We start from the raw sequence: 17,385 nt of genomic DNA on the forward strand, positions 1-17,385 counted from the left end.
CGGACACCACGTCCACCTGTTCATCGGACCGAACCACCGCGAGGTCACGCCGGATCATCCTTACGTGCCGGCCGGGGCCGCCGGGCTGGTCAGTTGTGGCTGTGCAACACGTCGTTCAGACCGCCCCAGACCGCGTTGTTCGGCCGGGCCTCGACCGTGCCGGTGACCGAGTTGCGGCGGAAGAGGATGTTGGAGGCGCCGGACAGCTCCCGGGCCTTGACGATCTGGCCGTCGGGCAGGGTGACGCGGGTGCCGGCGGTGACGTACAGGCCGGCCTCGACGACGCACTCGTCGCCGAGCGCGATGCCGACGCCCGCCTCGGCGCCCACCAGGCAGCGCTCGCCGATGGAGATGATGACGTTGCCGCCGCCGGACAGCGTGCCCATCGTGGAGGCGCCGCCGCCGATGTCCGAGCCGTCGCCGACCACGACACCGGCGGAGATCCGGCCCTCGACCATCGACGTGCCGAGGGTGCCCGCGTTGAAGTTGACGAAGCCCTCGTGCATGACGGTGGTGCCCTCGGCGAGGTGCGCGCCGAGGCGGACCCGGTCGGCGTCGGCGATGCGGACGCCCTTGGGGACGACGTAGTCCGTCATGCGCGGGAACTTGTCGATCGAGGTCACCTGGAGGTGCAGGCCCTCGGCGCGGGCGTTGAGGCGGACCTTCTCGATGTCGTCGACGGCGACCGGGCCGAGCGAGGTCCAGGCGACGTTGGCCAGCAGGCCGAAGATGCCGTCCAGGCTCTGGCCGTGCGGCTTGACCAGGCGGTGCGAGAGCAGGTGCAGGCGCAGGTAGACGTCGTGCGTGTCGATCGGCTTGTCGTCGAGCGAGGCGATGACCGTGCGGACCGCCACGACCTCGACGCCGCGGCGGGCGTCCGGGCCGATCGCCGCGGTCGCGCCCGCGCCGATCAGCTCCGCGGCCTGCCGGGCGGACAGCCGCTCGGTGCCGGAGGGGCCGGGCTCGGCGACGAGTTCCGGCGCGGGGAACCAGGTGTCGAGGACGGTGCCGTCGGCGGCGATCGTGGCGAGGCCGGCGGCCACGGCGCCGGTGGTGCGAGGAGCAGTCGTGTCGGTCATGAGGGCAACCTAACGTGACGCCGCCCGCGGGTGCGAACCGGTGGCGGCACGTCTCATGTGCCGGGCGGCGGCCCGGCCCGGTGGTGCCCTTGCGCGCCACGGCACCGGTCCGCGCCCGGGGACGGCGGCGGCCCCCGGCCGTGTCAGGCCGGGGGCCGCCGCAGGGCCGTACGAGGGGGTCTCAGACGTTGAAGCCCAGCGCCCGGAGCTGCTCCCGCCCCTCGTCGGTGATCTTGTCAGGGCCCCACGGCGGCATCCAGACCCAGTTGATGCGGAGTTCCTTGACCAGGCCGTCCGTGGCGGACCTGGCCTGGTCCTCGATGACGTCCGTCAGCGGGCAGGCCGCGGACGTCAGGGTCATGTCGACGGTGGCGATGTTCGCGTCCCCGTCGATGTGGATGCCGTAGATCAGGCCGAGGTTGACGACGTCGATGCCCAGCTCGGGGTCGACGACGTCCATCAGGGCCTCGCGGAGTTCCTCCTCCGAGACCGGCTTCATCTCAGCGGTGTCGGTCATGCCGTCTTCCTTTCGAGGGCCTGGGCGGTCGCGTCCTTCCACGCCATCCAGCTCAGCAGCGCGCACTTGACCCGTGCCGGGTACTTGGAGACACCGGCGAACGCGACCGCGTCCTCCAGGACGTCCTCCATCGCGTCGTCGGGTTCGATCCGGCCCTTGGACTGCATCAGCTCCAGGAAGGTCTCCTGGATCTTCTGCGCCTCGGACAGGTCCTTGCCGACCAGCAGCTCGTTGAGGACGGAGGCGCTCGCCTGGCTGATGGAGCAGCCCTGGCCCTCGTAGGAGACGTCGGCGACGGTCGTGCCCTCGTACTTCACGCGCAGCGTGATCTCGTCGCCGCACGTGGGGTTCACATGGTGCACCTCGGCGTCGCCATCCCTCAGACCACGCCCGTGAGGGTTCTTGTAGTGGTCCAGGATGACGTCCTGGTACATCGAGTCAAGCTTCACGACCAGCCCTTCAGCCGAAGAAGTTCCGTACGTGCTCCAGCCCCTCGACCAGCGCGTCGATCTCGGCCGGCGTGGAGTACAGATAGAACGACGCCCGCGTGGTCGCGGGAATTCCGTACCTGAGGCAGACCGGCCGCGCGCAGTGGTGGCCGACGCGGACCGCGATGCCCTGCTCGTCGAGGACCTGGCCCACGTCGTGCGGGTGGATGTCGCCGAGGGTGAAGGAGATGGCCGCGCCGCGGTCCTCGGCCGTCGTGGGGCCGATGATCCGCAGGCCGGGGACCTCCGCCAGCCGCTTCACCGCGTACTCGGTGAGCGCGTGCTCGTGGGCGAGGATCCTGTCCATGCCGATCGCGTTCAGGTAGTCGATCGCCGCTCCCAGGCCGACCGCCTGCGCGATCGGCGGGGTGCCCGCCTCGAACTTGTGCGGGGCGGGCGCGTACGTCGACGAGTGCATCGACACCGTCTCGATCATCTCGCCGCCGCCGAGGAACGGCGGCAGGTCCTCCAGCAGCTCCTGGCGGCCCCAGAGCACGCCGATGCCGGTCGGGCCGCACATCTTGTGGCCGGTGAAGGCCACGAAGTCGGCCTGCAGGGCCTGCACGTCCAGCGGCATGTGGGGAGCGGCCTGGGAGGCGTCGACGCAGACCAGCGCGCCGACCTCCTGGGCACGGCGCACGATCGCCTCGACCGGGTTGAGCGTGCCCAGGATGTTGGACACCAGCACGAAGGAGACGATCTTCGTCTTCTCCGTGATGACCTCGTCGATGTTCGACAGGTCGAGGCGGCCGTCGTCGGTCAGGCCGAACCACTTCAGCTTCGCGCCCGTGCGCTGCGCGAGCAGCTGCCACGGCACGATGTTGGAGTGGTGCTCCATCTCCGTGATGACGATCTCGGTCTCGGAGTCCACGCGGTAGGGCTCGTCGGCCCAGCCCAGCATGTTCGCCACGAGGTTCAGCGACTCCGAGGCGTTCTTGGTGAAGATCACCTCGTCGCGGCTGGGCGCGTTGATGAACTCCGCGACCTTGTCCCGCGCGCCCTCGTACAGCGCCGTGGCCTCCTCGGCCAGCACATGCACGCCGCGGTGCACGTTGGCGTTGTGCTGTTCGTAGTACTCACTGAGCACGTCGAGGACCTGGCGCGGCGTCTGCGAGGTCGCCGCGTTGTCCAGGTACACGAGCTTCTTGCCGTCGTGGAGCACCCGGTCGAGGATCGGGAAGTCCTTGCGGATCGCCTCGGTGTCGAGGAGGCCCGGCAGCTGTGTCACGCGGATACGCCACCCTTCGTGTATGCCTCGTAGCCCTCTTCCTCCAGCTTGTCGGCGAGCTCGGCGCCGCCGGACTCGACGATGCGGCCGGCCGAGAACACGTGGACGAAGTCGGGCTTGATGTAGCGCAGGATGCGCGTGTAGTGCGTGATCAGCAGGGTGCCGACCTCGCCGGTCTCGCGGACCCGGTTGACGCCCTCGGAGACGACCCGCAGCGCGTCGACGTCGAGGCCGGAGTCGGTCTCGTCGAGGATCGCGACCTTCGGCCGGAGCAGCTCCAGCTGGAGGATCTCGTGGCGCTTCTTCTCACCGCCGGAGAAGCCCTCGTTGACGTTGCGCTCGGCGAAGGCGGGGTCCATGTTGAGGCGCTCCATGGCCTCCCGGACCTCCTTCACCCAGGTGCGCAGCTTGGGGGCCTCGCCGCGGATGGCGGTGGCGGAGGTGCGCAGGAAGTTGGAGACCGAGACGCCGGGGACCTCGACCGGGTACTGCATGGCGAGGAACAGGCCGGCGCGGGCGCGCTCGTCGACGGACATCTCCAGGACGTCCTCGCCGTCGAGGGTGACGGTGCCGCCGGTGATCGTGTACTTGGGGTGACCCGCGAGGGAGTAGGCGAGGGTCGACTTGCCCGAGCCGTTGGGGCCCATGATGGCGTGCGTCTCGCCCTGCTTCACGGTCAGGTCGACACCCTTGAGGATCTCCTTAGTGCCGTTCTCGACCTCGACGGTGACGTGCAGGTCTCGGATTTCAAGCGTTGCCATGGGTGCCTCAGGACTCCTGGGTGAGGGAGACGAGCACGTCGTCCCCTTCGATCTTGACGGGGTATACGGGGACGGGACGCGTCGCCGGAAGGGCGTCGGGTTTGCCGGAGCGCAGGTCGAAGCGCGAGCCGTGCAGCCAGCACTCGATGTGGCAGTCGTCGACCTCGCCCTCCGACAGCGAGACGTTCGCGTGCGAGCAGATGTCGTGGATCGCGAACACCTCGCCCCCGGTCTGCACGATGGACACGGGCGTGCCGTCGAGTTCCACCCGCTTCGGGGTGTCCTCCTCCAGCTCGCTCACTCCGCAGGCGCGTACGAAGGACGTCATCCGACCGACGCCTCCAGCTCCTCCTCGATCTTGGCGATCAGGCGCTCCTCGATGTCCGGCACGCCGATCTGCTGGACCAGTTCGGCGAAGAAGCCGCGGACCACCAGGCGGCGGGCCTCGTACTCCGGGATGCCGCGGGCCATGAGGTAGAAGAGCTGCTCGTCGTCGAAGCGGCCGGTGGCGGAGGCGTGGCCGGCGCCGACGATCTCGCCGGTCTCGATCTCCAGGTTGGGGACCGAGTCGACGCGGGCGCCGTCGGTGAGGACCAGGTTGCGGTTCATCTCGTACGTGTCGGTGCCCTCGGCCCTGGCCTCGATGAGCACGTCGCCGATCCACACCGCGTGCGCCTGGTCGCCCTGGAGGGCGCCCTTGTAGACGACGTTGGACTTGCAGTGCGGGACGTTGTGGTCGACCAGGAGGCGGTGCTCCTGGTGCTGGCCCCGGTTGGTGAAGTACAGGCCGAACAGCTCGGCCTCGCCGCCGGGACCGGCGTACGTCACGCGCGGGTGCAGCCGGACCAGGTCGCCGCCGAAGGTCACGACGACCGACTTGAAGGAGGCGTCGCGGCCCACGAGGGCGTTGTGCTGGGCGACGTGCACGGCCTTGTCGTCCCAGTCCTGGACGGAGACGACGGTCAGCTTGGCGCCGTCGCCCAGGAGGTAGTCGACGTTGGCGGCGAGCACCGCGTCACCGGTGTGGTCGATGACGACGACGGCCTCGGCGAAGGCGCCCAGCTCGATCACCTGGTGGCCGTAGGCGGTCCCGCCCCGGCCGTGCACCGCGATGCGGATCGGCTCGGTGAGGACGGTCTCCTTCGGCACGGTCACGACGGAGGCCTTCTCGAAGGCGGAGTACGCCTGGGCGGCCACGCGGTCCACCGGGGTGCCCGCCCTGCCCAGCCGCGCGTCGTCGCGGCCGACCGTCTCGACGGTGACGCCCTCGGGGGCCTGGACCTCGACCTTCACGCCCTCGCCGGTGGCGACGGCGGTGCCGTCGTGCAGGCCGCGCAGCCGCTCCAGCGGCGTGAACCGCCACTCCTCCTCGCGGCCGTGCGGGACGGGGAAGTCCGCCACGTCGAAGGAGGCCGGCGCGCTCATGCGCGTGGCGACGGTCGAGTCCGCCTCGGCGGCGACCGCGATGGCACCGGCGGTCGTGGAGCCGACCGGTGGGGGTCCCCCCGCCGTGGCGACGCCGGAGGTAGGGGAGTTCTGAGCCTCAGCCATGGCTGTCGTAGTGCTCGCTTTCCGTTGCGTGAGAAGGGGCTGGGCAGGGGGCGGCGGGGCGGCGCCCGGGCCGCCCCTGGCCGGTGGTCAGCCGACCGCGCCCTCCATCTGCAGCTCGATCAGCCGGTTGAGCTCCAGCGCGTACTCCATGGGCAGCTCCTTGGCGATCGGCTCGACGAAGCCGCGCACGATCATCGCCATCGCCTCGTCCTCGCTCAGACCGCGGCTCATCAGGTAGAAGAGCTGGTCCTCGGAGACCTTGGAGACGGTCGCCTCGTGGCCCATGGACACGTCGTCCTCGCGGACGTCCACGTAGGGGTAGGTGTCCGAGCGGGAGATCGTGTCGACGAGCAGCGCGTCGCACAGCACGTTGGACTTGGAGCCCGGGGCGCCCTCGCCGATCTCGATCAGACCGCGGTAGGAGGTACGGCCGCCGCCGCGCGCCACCGACTTGGAGACGATGTTGGACGAGGTGTTCGGGGCCATGTGGACCATCTTGGCGCCGGCGTCCTGGTGCTGGCCCTCGCCCGCGAAGGCGATGGACAGGGTCTCGCCCTTGGCGTGCTCGCCCATCAGGTAGACGGCCGGGTACTTCATCGTCACCTTGGAGCCGATGTTGCCGTCGATCCACTCCATGGTCGCGCCCTCGTAGGCCACGGCGCGCTTGGTGACCAGGTTGTAGACGTTGTTCGACCAGTTCTGGATGGTCGTGTAGCGGCAGCGGGCGTTCTTCTTGACGATGATCTCGACGACCGCGGAGTGCAGCGAGTCCGACTTGTAGATCGGCGCCGTACAGCCCTCGACGTAGTGCACGTAGGCGCCCTCGTCGACGATGATCAGGGTCCGCTCGAACTGGCCCATGTTCTCCGTGTTGATGCGGAAGTAGGCCTGGAGCGGGATCTCCACGTGCACGCCCGGCGGCACGTAGATGAAGGAGCCGCCGGACCACACGGCGGTGTTCAGCGCGGCGAACTTGTTGTCGCCGGCCGGGATGACGGTGCCGAAGTACTCCTTGAAGAGCTCCGGGTGCTCCTTCAGCGCGGTGTCGGTGTCCAGGAAGATGACGCCCTGCTCCTCCAGGTCCTCGCGGATCTGGTGGTAGACGACCTCGGACTCGTACTGGGCGGCGACACCGGCCACCAGGCGCTGCTTCTCCGCCTCGGGGATGCCGAGCTTGTCGTACGTGTTCTTGATGTCCTCGGGCAGGTCCTCCCAGGACTCCGCCTGCTTCTCCGTGGAGCGCACGAAGTACTTGATGTTGTCGAAGTCGATCCCCGACAGGTCCGAGCCCCAGTTCGGCATGGGCTTCTTCTCGAACAGGCGCAGGCCCTTGAGGCGGAGCTTGGTCATCCACTCCGGCTCGCTCTTCTTCGCGGAGATGTCCCGGACGACGTCCTCGTCCAGGCCGCGACGCGCCGACGCACCGGCCTCGTCCCGGTCGGCCCAGCCGTATTCGTACTTGCCCAGGCCCTCGAGCTCGGGGTGGGCAGTCTCCGTGGGGAGAGTCATGCGGGGTTCCTCCCGGCCGTGCTTGCAGATGCGTTGTGGGTGGTCTTCGGGGTGTGCGACGCCTTCGGGATGAACGTCGTGCAGACGCCGTCGCCGTGCGCGATGGTCGCCAGCCGCTGCACGTGCGTGCCGAGGAGCTCGGCGAAGAATTCCGTCTCGGCCTCGCACAGCTGCGGGAACTGTTCGGCGACGTGGGCGACCGGGCAGTGGTGCTGGCAGAGCTGCTCGCCCTTTTGGGGGTGGGGCGCGCTGCGCGCCGTAGCAGCGTACCCGTCCGCGCTCAGGGCCTTCGCCAGCGCTTCCGCCCGCTTCTCCGGGGCGACCGCCTCGACCGCCTTGCGGTAGGCGCCGGCCTGGGCGGCGATGCGGGCGCGGGCGAAGGCGGCGACGGCCTCGCCGCCGCCCTCGCGCTCGGCGATCCAGCGCAGCGCGTCCGCGGCGAGCTTGTCGTAGGACTGGTCGAAGGCGTCGCGCCCGCAGTCCGTCAGCGCGAACACCTTCGCGGGCCGCCCGCGCGTGCGCGCGCCGTAGACCCGGCGTTCCCGGGCCTCCACGACACCGTCGGCGGCCAGGGCGTCCAGGTGCCGGCGTACGGCCGCCTGGGTGAGGCCCAGCCGCTCGGCGAGCTCGGCGACGGTCGACGGCCCGTGGTCCAGGATCGACCGCGCGACCCGGTTGCGGGTGGACCGCTCCCCGGTCGCGAGTTCCTCCTGAGGGGCCGCGCCGACGTTTTTCACAACGCCATTGTTGCGTAATTCCTTCGGGCCGGGCAAGCGGCGTCCGGATCACCCGATGGTGCCGTGCGTCACTTAGGCATACCTAAGGTGACCTGCGGAAACGATCTTTGACCGACCGGTCCGGCGGCGGCCGTCCGACGAGCCGGGCCCACCGTCGGCCCACCGGCCCCGGAAGGAGCGGTTCCCGAACCCGCCCGCCCGCACCCCTGCCCGCGTCCCTAGACTCTGGACCATGCGAAGTGAGCCCGTGGTCCAGGTCCAGGCCCTGGTGAAGCGGTACGGCACGAAGACCGCGGTGGACGGGCTCGACCTGGTGGCCCGCCCGGGCGTGACCGCCGTGCTCGGCCCCAACGGGGCGGGCAAGACGACCACGGTCGAGACCTGCGAGGGCTACCGGAGGCCGGACTCCGGCACGGTGCGCGTCCTGGGCCTCGACCCGGTGAGGGACTCCCGCGAGCTGCGGCCCCGGATCGGCGTGATGCTCCAGTCCGGCGGCGTCTACTCGGGCGCGCGGGCCGACGAGATGCTCCGCCACGTCGCCAGGCTGCACGCCCACCCGCTCGACGTGGACGCGCTCGTCGAACGCCTCGGGCTCGGCTCCTGCGGCCGTACGGCGTACCGGCGCCTGTCCGGCGGCCAGCAGCAGCGGCTCGCGCTGGCGATGGCCGTGGTCGGGCGCCCGGAACTGGTGTTCCTGGACGAGCCGACCGCCGGCCTGGACCCGCAGGCCCGCCGCGCCGCCTGGGACCTGGTGCGCGACCTGCGCGCCGACGGCGTCTCCGTCATCCTCACCACCCACTACATGGACGAGGCCGAGCAGCTCGCCGACGACGTGGCCATCATCGACGCGGGCCGGGTCATCGCCCAGGGCTCCCCGGAGGAGCTGTGCCGCGGCGGCGCCGAGAACACGCTGCGCTTCGGCGGCCGGCCGGGCCTGGACGTGGGCTCGCTGCTCAAGGCCCTGCCCGCCGACTGCTCGGCCGCCGAGCTGGCCCCGGGTTCGTACCGGGTGACCGGAAAGGTCGACCCGCAACTGCTCGCGACGGTCACGTCCTGGTGCGCCCAGCACGGGGTGATGCCGGACAGGATCTCGGTGGAGCGGCACACCCTGGAGGACGTGTTCCTCGAACTCACCGGCAAGGAGCTGCGCTCGTGACCGCCACCGGTACGTTCACCCCGAAGCCGGGTGCCGCGCCCCTCCCCCGCATGATCGCGGCCCAGGCGGCGCTGGAGACGAGGATGCTGCTGCGCAACGGCGAGCAGCTGCTGCTGACGGTGGTGATCCCGACCCTGCTGCTGGTGCTCTTCAGCACGGTGGACATCGTGGACACCGGTGCGGGCGAGGCGGTGGACTTCCTCGCGCCGGGCGTCCTCGCGCTCGCGGTGATGTCGACGGCGTTCACCGGGCAGGCCATCGCGACCGGCTTCGAGCGCCGGTACGGGGTGCTGAAGCGCCTGGCCTCCTCCCCGCTCCCCCGCTGGGGCCTGATGACCGCGAAGACGCTGTCGGTGCTGGTCACCGAGGTGCTCCAGATCGCCCTGCTGACGGCGATCGCCTTCGCCCTGGGCTGGTCGCCGCACGGCGGCCCCTTCGCCGTGCTGCTGCTCCTGCTCCTGGGGACGGCGGCCTTCTCGGGACTGGGGCTGCTGATGGCGGGGACGCTCAAGGCCGAGGCGACGCTGGCCGCCGCGAACCTCGTCTTCCTGCTGCTGCTCGTCGGCGGCGGGATCGTCGTGCCGCTGGACAAGTTCCCCTCCGGCGCGCAGGACGTGCTGGGCCTGCTGCCCGTCTCGGCGCTGTCGGACGGCCTGCGGGACGTCCTGCAGCACGGGGCCGGCGTGCCCTGGGGCGACCTGGGCATCCTGGCCGTCTGGGCGGTCGCGGGACTGGCGGCCGCCGGGCGGTTCTTCCGCTGGGAGTGAGGTCACGCGCGCTCGCGCGACCGGGCCGGGAGCGGGGCCGGGCGACCCTCGTGAACGCGTGCACAAGCCGCCGCCTACCATGGAGCGCGTGCCAAACGTGACCCGCGCCGACGCCGTGGCGGCCCTGCGCAACCCGCTCGCCTTCATCGCCGAACGCTGGACCCCGGCCCCCCGGACGGTCCGGCGGGCGGCCCTCTCCTCGCTCGTGATGTCGGTGATCATCGTGGTCACCGGCGGTGCCGTACGGCTCACCGGCTCGGGCCTGGGCTGCCCGACCTGGCCGAAGTGCACCGACGACTCGCTCACCTCGACCGCCGAGATGGGCGTCCACGGCGCGATCGAGTTCGGCAACCGCCTGCTGACGTACGTGCTGTGCGCCGCCGTCGGCTGGGCGATCGTCGCCGCGCGCTCGCAAAAGCCGTACCGGCGCGACCTGACCCGGCTGGGCTGGGCGCAGTTCTGGATCGTGATGAGCAACGCGGTGCTCGGCGGCATCGTGGTGCTGGTGGGCCTCAACCCGTACACGGTCGCGGCGCACTTCGTGGCGACGTCGGCGCTGATCGCGGTCGCCACGGTGATGTGGCAGCGCACGGGGGAGGGCGACGCGGCGCCGCGCCCGCTGGTCGGCCGGTCCGTGCAGCAGCTGGTGTGGTTCCTGGTCGCGGCCGCCGTGCTGCTGATCCTGGTCGGCACGGTCGTCACCGGCGCGGGCCCGCACGCGGGCGACTCCAGTGAGGTCGAGCGGATGCCGGTCGACTGGGAGACGGTGAGCAAGCTGCACGCCGTGCTGGCGTGGATCGTGGTGACGCTGACCTTCGCGCTGTGGTTCGTGCTGAAGGCGGTGGACGCGCCGAGGGACCCGCTGAGCCGCACCCGGGAGCTCTTCCTGATCCTGCTCGCCCAGGGCGCCATCGGCTACGTCCAGTACTTCACCGACCTCCCCGAGATCCTGGTCGGTCTGCACATGCTCGGTTCGGCCGTGATGTGGATCTGGGTGCTGCGGGTGCTCCTGTCGCTGCGCGAACGCTCCCGGACGGTGGCCGCCGTCCCGGACTCCGCGGCCGAGGCCACGCCGGCGACGGCATAGGGTCTTCCGTTCGGATCAGGGCGGATCAGGGCGGATCGGGCCGGATCAGGGAGCGGGGTCCGGTGCCGTGCGTCGTGAGGCGGAGGAGGGCGCCGTGGCAAAGCCCCGGCAGCCGGCGACGACGCGGCGAGGCGCGGTGCCGGGCCCCGCGAGGGCCCCGCGAGCCCGGCCTGATCCGAACCGAAAGACCCCAGTAGTGCTGTCCCGGGACGACAGGTCCTAGCGGGGCCGGAGGTCCGCCGGGCCGGGGGCCCGGCTGAGCCCGTACACCCGCCTTGCGTTCCCCGCCGCCAGCATCTGCGCCACCCGCTGGGCGTCCGGCAGCGACCACGCGCCCTCGGCGACCCAGGTGCCGAGGACCCGCCCCAGTGCCTCGCGGAACAGGCACGCCCCGACCACGTGCAGCTCCGGCAGTCCCCGCGCGCCGGTGGAGAAGAGGATCTTGCCGAAGGGGGCCAGTTCCAGGATCTCCGCGAGGACGGTCGCGGCGCGGGCGCCGGCGCGGACCAGGGCGGCGCCCGAGTCGACGTGGACGTGCGGGAAGAGGCCGGCGAGGTGGGCGGCGTGGCGGTGGTACGGGTAGCCGTGCAGCAGGACCAGGTCGGTGCCCAGGCCCGCCGTGGCCCGGGCGAAGTCGGTCAGCAGGACCGGGTCGGTGCGGTCGATGCGCGGCCCCGGCGCGCCGAGGCCCGCGTGCAGTTGCAGGGGCAGGCCCGAGGCGACCGCGGTCCACAGCAGGTGCCGCAGCAGCACCGGGTCGCTCAGTTCCCCGCCGGCCCCGCGCCCGGCCAGCCACCGGCCGGCCGCGCCCCGCACCTCCCCCGGCCCCGGCGGCTCCGGCGCGAGCGCCAGGCCGTGCCGTACGCCCGCCACGGACGTGAAGGCCACGGCGTCCGCGGCGGCCGCGTGCACCGACTCGGCGAGGTTGGCCAGGAACGACCCGACCGTGCCGGAGGTGTCGGCGACCTGCTCGGCCAGCGGCTCCAGGCGGACGATCTCGCGCGCCTCGGCGGCCCCGGCGCAGGCCAGTTCGGCGGGGCCGGTGAGGTCGCCGGGCAGGCCGGTGTCGACCAGGTAGGTCGTGATGCCGCTGCCGCGCAGCAGCCTGCGGCCCGACTCCGGGACCCTCAGTTCGCGGCGCCGGGCCAGATAGCGGGCGGGCGGGCAGTGCGGTTCCAGGCCGAGCAGCGGCGGGCACCAGCGGCGCACGGCGAACCCGGTCTGGGTGTCGAACAGCGTCGTGCCCGGCGCGGGCGGGCCCTCGGTGCGGGCCAGCTGGGCCTCGAAGGTGCCCAGGCCCAGCTCCGTGCGCAGCACGCCGTGGCAGTACTGGTCCACGAGGGACGGCGTTTCGATCATCCGGGCTCCCCGTGACGGACCCTGCGCCTCTACGGCCTCCTGCAGGACCTAACGGGTGAACCGGGTGCCAGGTGTTGGCCTGACGCGCCTCTCCCGGTCGACGGGCGGGCGTCAGCCGTTCCTCGGCCCGCCCACCTGGATGCCCGCCATGCGGCTCCACTCGTACGGTCCGGTCCTCACCCTCGCCGCGAACTCGCCGTCGAAGGCCTCGTGGCGGGTGATGCCGGCCTTCTCCACCGCCTTCTCGGCGATCTCGCAGGAGGGCGCCACCAGGTCGCCCCAGCCGCCGTCCGCGCCGACGAGCACGATCCGGGCGCCGCGCTGCCCGAGGTGGGCCACCTGGCCCTCGGCCCCTCCGTGCGCCTTGGAGAAGGAGCTGATCTGCTTGGCGAGCCGGGCCGCCGTGCGCTCGGCCTTCGGGTCGACCTGCTGCGTGTCTGCCATGACCAGGATGCTACCGACGGGTAGATCAAACGGCGACGGGCGGGGTGCGTGGCCTTGGCCACGCACCCCGCCCGGCACGGGACCGCGGGGACTTCTAGCGCAGGAAGGGGTCCACCGCCACCGCCACGAACAGCAGCGACACATAGGTGATGGACCAGTGGAACAGCCGCATCTCCTTCAGCTTCACGCCCGTGACCTCGGCCTTCGCCCGGTTCTGCAGGGCGTGTGCCTCCCACAGCCACCAGCCGCCCGCGGCCAGCGCGACCGCGGTGTAGAACCAGCCGGTGTAGCCGAGCGGGGTCAGCAGCAGCGAGACCGCGACCATCACCCAGCTGTAGACGACGATCTGCCGGGCGACGACCTTGTTGGAGGCGACGACCGGCAGCATCGGCACGCCCACGCGCGCGTAGTCCTCCCTGACCTTCATGGACAGCGGCCAGTAGTGCGGCGGCGTCCAGAAGAACATCACGAGGAAGAGGACGACCGGCGCCCAGGACATCGAGTTCGTGACGGACGACCAGCCGATCAGCACCGGCATGCAGCCGGCGATGCCGCCCCAGACGATGTTCTGCGAGGTGCGGCGCTTGAGGATCATCGTGTAGACGACGACGTAGAACAGCAGCGCGCCGAGGGCGAGCCAGGCCGACAGCCAGTTGACGGTGAGGCCGAACAGCAGGGTCGAGACGACCGCCAGCGCGATGCCGAAGGCCAGGCACTCGCGCGGGCTGACCATGCCGGTGACCAGCGGGCGCTGCGCGGTGCGGTCCATCAGCGCGTCGATGTCGCGGTCGATGTACATGTTGAGCGCGTTCGCGCCGCCCGCGGAGAGGTATCCGCCGACACAGGTGAGCAGCACCAGCGTCAGGTCGGGAACGCCCTGCTGCGCGAGGAACATCACCGGGACGGTGGTGATCAGCAGCAGCTCGATGATCCGCGGCTTGGTGAGAGCCACGAACGCCTTGACTCGGGCCCCGAACGGCCGGTGGGTCGGGCGCTCACTGGTCCCGAGCACCCCCGCTGGACGGGATTCAACGGCCGTCACGCACACCCCTACAGAGACATCCCAGCGAGCCTCCCGTGTGAATGGCCGGTAAAGGCTCGCGCGTACCACGCCACTGTAGACGTTGCCCAGACCCGGACATCCGCGGGGGTGGGGTCGTGTTGGCGGGGCCTTCGCGGCAAGGGCGCGACGGGCTGCGGCGACACCGGCGGGAGGGGCTTCCGACGGGCGCGCCGGAGCTCGATTGAGCACCCGGATGAGCGGGTCCGTATTCAGGTGTCGAACGCGGTACGCCCCGGCCGGGAGGCGCATTCCGAAGAGGCCCGCCAGTCTGGGACGACGCACGAAGACGCACGTGCTTCCGGGGGTAGGCTCGACAGCGGCCGGCCGACGTCAGAAGGCCGGCAGCCGGTGGGCGCAGTCACCGGCATCCGACATGTGGAGAGGAGCCCTGACCCAGGGTGAGCACCAAGCCGACCACCACAGACCTTGAATGGACCGAGCTGGACCAGCGGGCCGTCGACACCGCGCGCGTCCTGGCCGCCGACGCCGTACAGAAGGTCGGCAACGGCCATCCGGGTACGGCGATGAGCCTGGCGCCTGCCGCCTACACCCTCTTCCAGAAGGTGATGCGGCACGACCCGTCGGACGCCGACTGGGTCGGGCGCGACCGCTTCGTGCTGTCCGCCGGACACTCGTCCCTGACCCTCTACACCCAGCTGTACCTGGCCGGCTTCGGCCTGGAGCTGGACGACCTGAAGTCCTTCCGCACCTGGGGTTCGAAGACCCCCGGCCACCCGGAGTACGGCCACACCACGGGCGTGGAGACGACCACCGGCCCGCTGGGCCAGGGCGTCGCCAACGCGGTGGGCATGGCGATGGCCGCCCGCTACGAGCGCGGCCTGTTCGACCCGGAGGCCGCCCCCGGCGAGTCCCCGTTCGACCACTTCGTCTACTGCATCGCCGGTGACGGCTGCCTCCAGGAGGGCATCTCCGCCGAGGCGTCCTCGCTGGCCGGGCACCAGAAGCTCGGCAACCTGATCCTGCTGTGGGACGACAACCACATCTCGATCGAGGGCGACACCGAGACGGCCGTCTCCGAGGACACCGCCCTGCGGTACGAGGCCTACGGCTGGCACGTGCAGCGCGTGGCGCCGAAGGAGAACGGCGACCTCGACCCGCAGGCGATCTTCGAGGCGATCCAGCGGGCCAAGGCGGTCACGGACCGGCCGTCGTTCATCGCGATGCGCTCGATCATCGCCTGGCCCGCCCCGAACGCGCAGAACACCGAGGCCGCGCACGGCTCGGCGCTCGGCGAGGACGAGGTCGCGGCCACCAAGCGCGTCCTCGGCTTCGACCCGGAGAAGACCTTCGAGGTGTCCGAGGAGGTCATCGCCCACACCCGCAAGGCGGTCGAGCGCGGCCAGGCGGCCCGCGCCGTGTGGGAGAAGTCCTTCCAGCAGTGGCGGGACAACAACCCCGAGCGCGCCGCCGAGTACGACCGCGTCGCGACCGGCGAGCTGCCCACGGGGTGGGAGGAGAAGATCCCGGTCTTCGAGCCCGGCAAGGCGGTCGCCACGCGCGCCGCGTCCGGCAAGGTCCTGCAGGCGCTCGGCGCGGTGATCCCCGAGCTGTGGGGCGGCTCCGCCGACCTCGCGGGCTCCAACAACACCACGATCGACAAGACCTCGTCGTTCCTGCCGGCGGACAACCCGCTGCCGGAGGCCGACCCGTACGGCCGCACGATCCACTTCGGCATCCGCGAGCACTCCATGGCCGCGGAGATGAACGGCATCGCGCTGCACGGCAACACCCGCATCTACGGCGGCACGTTCCTGGTGTTCTCCGACTACATGCGCAACGCGGTGCGGCTGTCGGCGCTGATGCACCTGCCGGTGACGTACGTGTGGACGCACGACTCCATCGGCCTGGGCGAGGACGGCCCGACCCACCAGCCCGTCGAGCACCTGGCCAGCCTGCGCGCCATCCCCGGCCTGAACGTCGTGCGCCCGGCCGACGCCAACGAGACCGCGATCGCCTGGCGCGAGATCCTCAGGCGCTGGACGAAGGAGTTCGGCAAGGGACAGCCGCACGGTCTGGCCCTCACCCGCCAGGGCGTGCCGACGTACGAACCCAACGAGGACGCGGCCAGGGGCGGCTACGTGCTGTTCGAGGCCGAGGGCGGCGAGCCCGAGGTGATCCTGATCGCCACCGGCTCGGAGGTGCACGTCGCCGTCGAGGCGCGCGAGCAGCTCCAGAGCGCCGGCGTGCCCACGCGGGTGGTGTCGATGCCGTCCGTGGAGTGGTTCGAGCAGCAGGACCAGGGGTACCGGGACAGCGTCCTGCCGCCGTCCGTGAGGGCGCGCGTCGCGGTCGAGGCCGGGATCGGCCTCACCTGGCACAAGTACGTGGGAGACGCCGGCCGCATCGTCTCGCTGGAGCACTTCGGTGCCTCCGCGGACGGCAAGGTGCTCTTCCGCGAGTACGGCTTCACCGCCGAGAACGTCGCCGACAAGGCGAGGGAATCGATCGCCGCCGCCCGGCGCTGACGCTCACATACGACACGTAGGAGATGGAATTTCCATGACAGACGCACTCAAGCGCCTCTCCGAGGAGGGCGTCGCGATCTGGCTGGACGACCTGTCGCGCAAGCGGATCACGTCCGGCAACCTCGCCGAGCTGATCGACCAGCAGCACGTCGTGGGCGTCACCACCAACCCGACGATCTTCCAGAAGGCGATCTCCGAGGGTAACGGCTACGACCGGCAGCTCGCCGACCTCGCCGCCCGCGAGGTGACGGTCGAAGAGGCCATCCGCATGATCACCACGGCGGACGTCCGCGACGCCGCCGACATCCTGCGCCCGGTCTTCGACGCCACCGGCGGCCAGGACGGCCGTGTGTCGATCGAGGTCGACCCGCGCCTGGCCCACAAGACCCGGGCCACGGTCGCCGAGGCCAAGCAGCTGGCCTGGCTGGTGGACCGCCCGAACACCCTCATCAAGATCCCGGCCACCGAGGCGGGCCTGCCGGCCATCACCGAGACGATCGCCGCGGGCATCAGCGTCAACGTCACGCTGATCTTCTCGCTGGAGCGCTACCGCAAGGTGATGGACGCCTACCTCTCCGGCCTGGAGAAGGCCAAGGAGAAGGGCCTGGACCTCTCGCAGATCCACTCCGTGGCGTCCTTCTTCGTCTCCCGCGTCGACACCGAGATCGACAAGCGGATCGACGCGCTGGGCACCGACGAGGCCAAGGCGCTGCGCGGCAAGGCCGCCATCGCCAACGCGCGCCTGGCCTACCAGGCGTACGAGGAGGTCTTCTCCTCCGACCGCTGGAGCGCGCTGGAGAAGGCGGGCGCCAACAAGCAGCGTCCGCTGTGGGCCTCCACCGGCGTGAAGGACAAGGCGTACAGCGACACGATGTACGTCACCGAGCTGGTCGCGCCGAACACGGTCAACACCATGCCGGAGGCCACCCTGCTGGCCACCGAGGACCACGGCGAGATCACCGGCGACACCGTGGCCGGCACGTACGAGCAGGCCCGGGCCGACCTCGACGCCGTCGAGAAGCTGGGGATCAAGTACGACGAGGTGGTGAAGCTGCTGGAGGACGAGGGCATCGAGAAGTTCGAGGCGTCCTGGGACGAGCTGCTGAAGTCGACCGAGGCCGAGCTGAAGCGCCTCGCCCCCTCGGAGGGCTGA

17 protein-coding genes are annotated in these 17,385 nt (G+C 71.1%); 5 read left to right on the forward strand and 12 right to left on the reverse strand.

Translation table 11 applies throughout. The features are described 5' to 3' along the window. Positions 1 to 89: 89 nt before the first annotated feature. The 9 genes from dapD to AB0L29_RS05260 form a co-directional block, all read right to left on the reverse strand. On the reverse strand, positions 90 to 1,079 hold the full coding sequence (gene dapD / locus AB0L29_RS05220; protein WP_365823513.1) for a 2,3,4,5-tetrahydropyridine-2,6-dicarboxylate N-succinyltransferase: 990 nt from the start codon (positions 1,077 to 1,079) through the stop codon (positions 90 to 92). A gap of 181 nt (positions 1,080 to 1,260) precedes the next feature. Then, a complete protein-coding gene (locus tag AB0L29_RS05225; RefSeq protein WP_365823515.1) occupies positions 1,261 to 1,596 on the reverse strand; it encodes a metal-sulfur cluster assembly factor in 336 nt (111 codons plus the stop codon). Next, on the reverse strand, positions 1,593 to 2,045 hold the full coding sequence (gene sufU, locus AB0L29_RS05230; protein WP_365823517.1) for a Fe-S cluster assembly sulfur transfer protein SufU: 453 nt from the start codon (positions 2,043 to 2,045) through the stop codon (positions 1,593 to 1,595). Before sufU ends, AB0L29_RS05225 begins: the two co-directional genes overlap by 4 nt. 10 nt (positions 2,046 to 2,055) lie before the next feature. After that, on the reverse strand, positions 2,056 to 3,312 hold the full coding sequence (locus AB0L29_RS05235; protein WP_365823518.1) for a cysteine desulfurase: 1,257 nt from the start codon (positions 3,310 to 3,312) through the stop codon (positions 2,056 to 2,058). Next, positions 3,309 to 4,073, reverse strand: coding sequence for a Fe-S cluster assembly ATPase SufC (gene sufC / locus AB0L29_RS05240; RefSeq protein WP_365823520.1), 765 nt, complete (start codon positions 4,071 to 4,073; stop codon positions 3,309 to 3,311). Before sufC ends, AB0L29_RS05235 begins: the two co-directional genes overlap by 4 nt. A gap of 7 nt (positions 4,074 to 4,080) precedes the next feature. Beyond that, on the reverse strand, positions 4,081 to 4,401 hold the full coding sequence (locus AB0L29_RS05245; protein WP_365823522.1) for a non-heme iron oxygenase ferredoxin subunit: 321 nt from the start codon (positions 4,399 to 4,401) through the stop codon (positions 4,081 to 4,083). After that, positions 4,398 to 5,624 (reverse strand): Fe-S cluster assembly protein SufD, encoded by a 1,227-nt coding sequence (gene sufD / locus AB0L29_RS05250; protein WP_365823524.1) that lies wholly within the window; start codon positions 5,622 to 5,624, stop codon positions 4,398 to 4,400. The genes AB0L29_RS05245 and sufD overlap by 4 nt, the downstream gene beginning before the upstream one ends. An 87-nt stretch (positions 5,625 to 5,711) precedes the next feature. Beyond that, complete coding sequence (gene sufB / locus AB0L29_RS05255; RefSeq protein ID WP_365823526.1) at positions 5,712 to 7,133, reverse strand: Fe-S cluster assembly protein SufB; 1,422 nt, start codon at positions 7,131 to 7,133, stop codon at positions 5,712 to 5,714. Next, positions 7,130 to 7,870 (reverse strand): ArsR family transcriptional regulator, encoded by a 741-nt coding sequence (locus AB0L29_RS05260; protein ID WP_365823527.1) that lies wholly within the window; start codon positions 7,868 to 7,870, stop codon positions 7,130 to 7,132. Before AB0L29_RS05260 ends, sufB begins: the two co-directional genes overlap by 4 nt. Before the next feature lie 232 nt (positions 7,871 to 8,102). On the opposite strand from AB0L29_RS05260, the gene AB0L29_RS05265 reads away from it, so the two are divergent. From AB0L29_RS05265 to AB0L29_RS05275, 3 genes are all read left to right on the forward strand, one after another. Then, a complete protein-coding gene (locus AB0L29_RS05265) occupies positions 8,103 to 9,026 on the forward strand; it encodes an ABC transporter ATP-binding protein (protein ID WP_365823529.1) in 924 nt (307 codons plus the stop codon). 50 nt (positions 9,027 to 9,076) lie between these two features. Next, positions 9,077 to 9,793 carry an ABC transporter permease gene (locus AB0L29_RS05270; protein WP_365824056.1) on the forward strand — a complete coding sequence of 239 codons (717 nt, stop codon included), beginning with the start codon at positions 9,077 to 9,079 and terminating at the stop codon, positions 9,791 to 9,793. 79 nt (positions 9,794 to 9,872) lie between these two features. Beyond that, positions 9,873 to 10,880, forward strand: a complete 1,008-nt coding sequence (locus AB0L29_RS05275; protein WP_365823531.1) for a COX15/CtaA family protein — start codon at positions 9,873 to 9,875, stop codon at positions 10,878 to 10,880. A 219-nt stretch (positions 10,881 to 11,099) separates the two neighbouring features. Here the strand turns inward: AB0L29_RS05275 and AB0L29_RS05280 are convergent, their stop codons facing one another. From AB0L29_RS05280 to AB0L29_RS05290, 3 genes are all read right to left on the reverse strand, one after another. Beyond that, on the reverse strand, positions 11,100 to 12,239 hold the full coding sequence (locus tag AB0L29_RS05280; protein ID WP_365823533.1) for an amidohydrolase family protein: 1,140 nt from the start codon (positions 12,237 to 12,239) through the stop codon (positions 11,100 to 11,102). Between the two features lie 111 nt (positions 12,240 to 12,350). After that, on the reverse strand, positions 12,351 to 12,683 hold the full coding sequence (locus AB0L29_RS05285; protein ID WP_365823535.1) for a hypothetical protein: 333 nt from the start codon (positions 12,681 to 12,683) through the stop codon (positions 12,351 to 12,353). A 94-nt stretch (positions 12,684 to 12,777) separates the two neighbouring features. After that, on the reverse strand, positions 12,778 to 13,731 hold the full coding sequence (locus AB0L29_RS05290; protein ID WP_365823536.1) for a heme o synthase: 954 nt from the start codon (positions 13,729 to 13,731) through the stop codon (positions 12,778 to 12,780). A 413-nt stretch (positions 13,732 to 14,144) separates the two neighbouring features. Between AB0L29_RS05290 and tkt the strand changes: the two genes are divergently transcribed. Continuing rightward, positions 14,145 to 16,232 (forward strand): transketolase, encoded by a 2,088-nt coding sequence (gene tkt / locus AB0L29_RS05295; protein ID WP_365823538.1) that lies wholly within the window; start codon positions 14,145 to 14,147, stop codon positions 16,230 to 16,232. A 34-nt stretch (positions 16,233 to 16,266) separates the two neighbouring features. Beyond that, the gene (gene tal, locus AB0L29_RS05300; RefSeq protein ID WP_365823540.1) at positions 16,267 to 17,385 is read left to right on the forward strand and encodes a transaldolase; all 1,119 of its coding nucleotides are present in this window, start codon (positions 16,267 to 16,269) and stop codon (positions 17,383 to 17,385) included.

This window comes from Streptomyces sp. NPDC052701 (genome assembly GCF_040678355.1).
GTDB lineage: Bacteria > Actinomycetota > Actinomycetes > Streptomycetales > Streptomycetaceae > Streptomyces.

Bases quoted from the DNA above. Each gene is read 5' to 3' on its own strand.
- dapD (WP_365823513.1), bottom strand. From the start codon at position 1,079: ATGACCGACACGACTGCTCCTCGCACCACCGGCGCCGTGGCCGCCGGC.
- AB0L29_RS05225 (WP_365823515.1), bottom strand. From the start codon at position 1,596: ATGACCGACACCGCTGAGATGAAGCCGGTCTCGGAGGAGGAACTCCGC.
- sufC (WP_365823520.1), bottom strand. From the start codon at position 4,073: ATGGCAACGCTTGAAATCCGAGACCTGCACGTCACCGTCGAGGTCGAG.
- AB0L29_RS05245 (WP_365823522.1), bottom strand. From the start codon at position 4,401: ATGACGTCCTTCGTACGCGCCTGCGGAGTGAGCGAGCTGGAGGAGGAC.
- sufD (WP_365823524.1), bottom strand. From the start codon at position 5,624: ATGGCTGAGGCTCAGAACTCCCCTACCTCCGGCGTCGCCACGGCGGGG.
- sufB (WP_365823526.1), bottom strand. From the start codon at position 7,133: ATGACTCTCCCCACGGAGACTGCCCACCCCGAGCTCGAGGGCCTGGGC.
- AB0L29_RS05265 (WP_365823529.1), top strand. From the start codon at position 8,103: ATGCGAAGTGAGCCCGTGGTCCAGGTCCAGGCCCTGGTGAAGCGGTAC.
- AB0L29_RS05270 (WP_365824056.1), top strand. From the start codon at position 9,077: ATGATCGCGGCCCAGGCGGCGCTGGAGACGAGGATGCTGCTGCGCAAC.
- AB0L29_RS05275 (WP_365823531.1), top strand. From the start codon at position 9,873: ATGGAGCGCGTGCCAAACGTGACCCGCGCCGACGCCGTGGCGGCCCTG.
- AB0L29_RS05280 (WP_365823533.1), bottom strand. From the start codon at position 12,239: ATGATCGAAACGCCGTCCCTCGTGGACCAGTACTGCCACGGCGTGCTG.
- AB0L29_RS05285 (WP_365823535.1), bottom strand. From the start codon at position 12,683: ATGGCAGACACGCAGCAGGTCGACCCGAAGGCCGAGCGCACGGCGGCC.
- tal (WP_365823540.1), top strand. From the start codon at position 16,267: ATGACAGACGCACTCAAGCGCCTCTCCGAGGAGGGCGTCGCGATCTGG.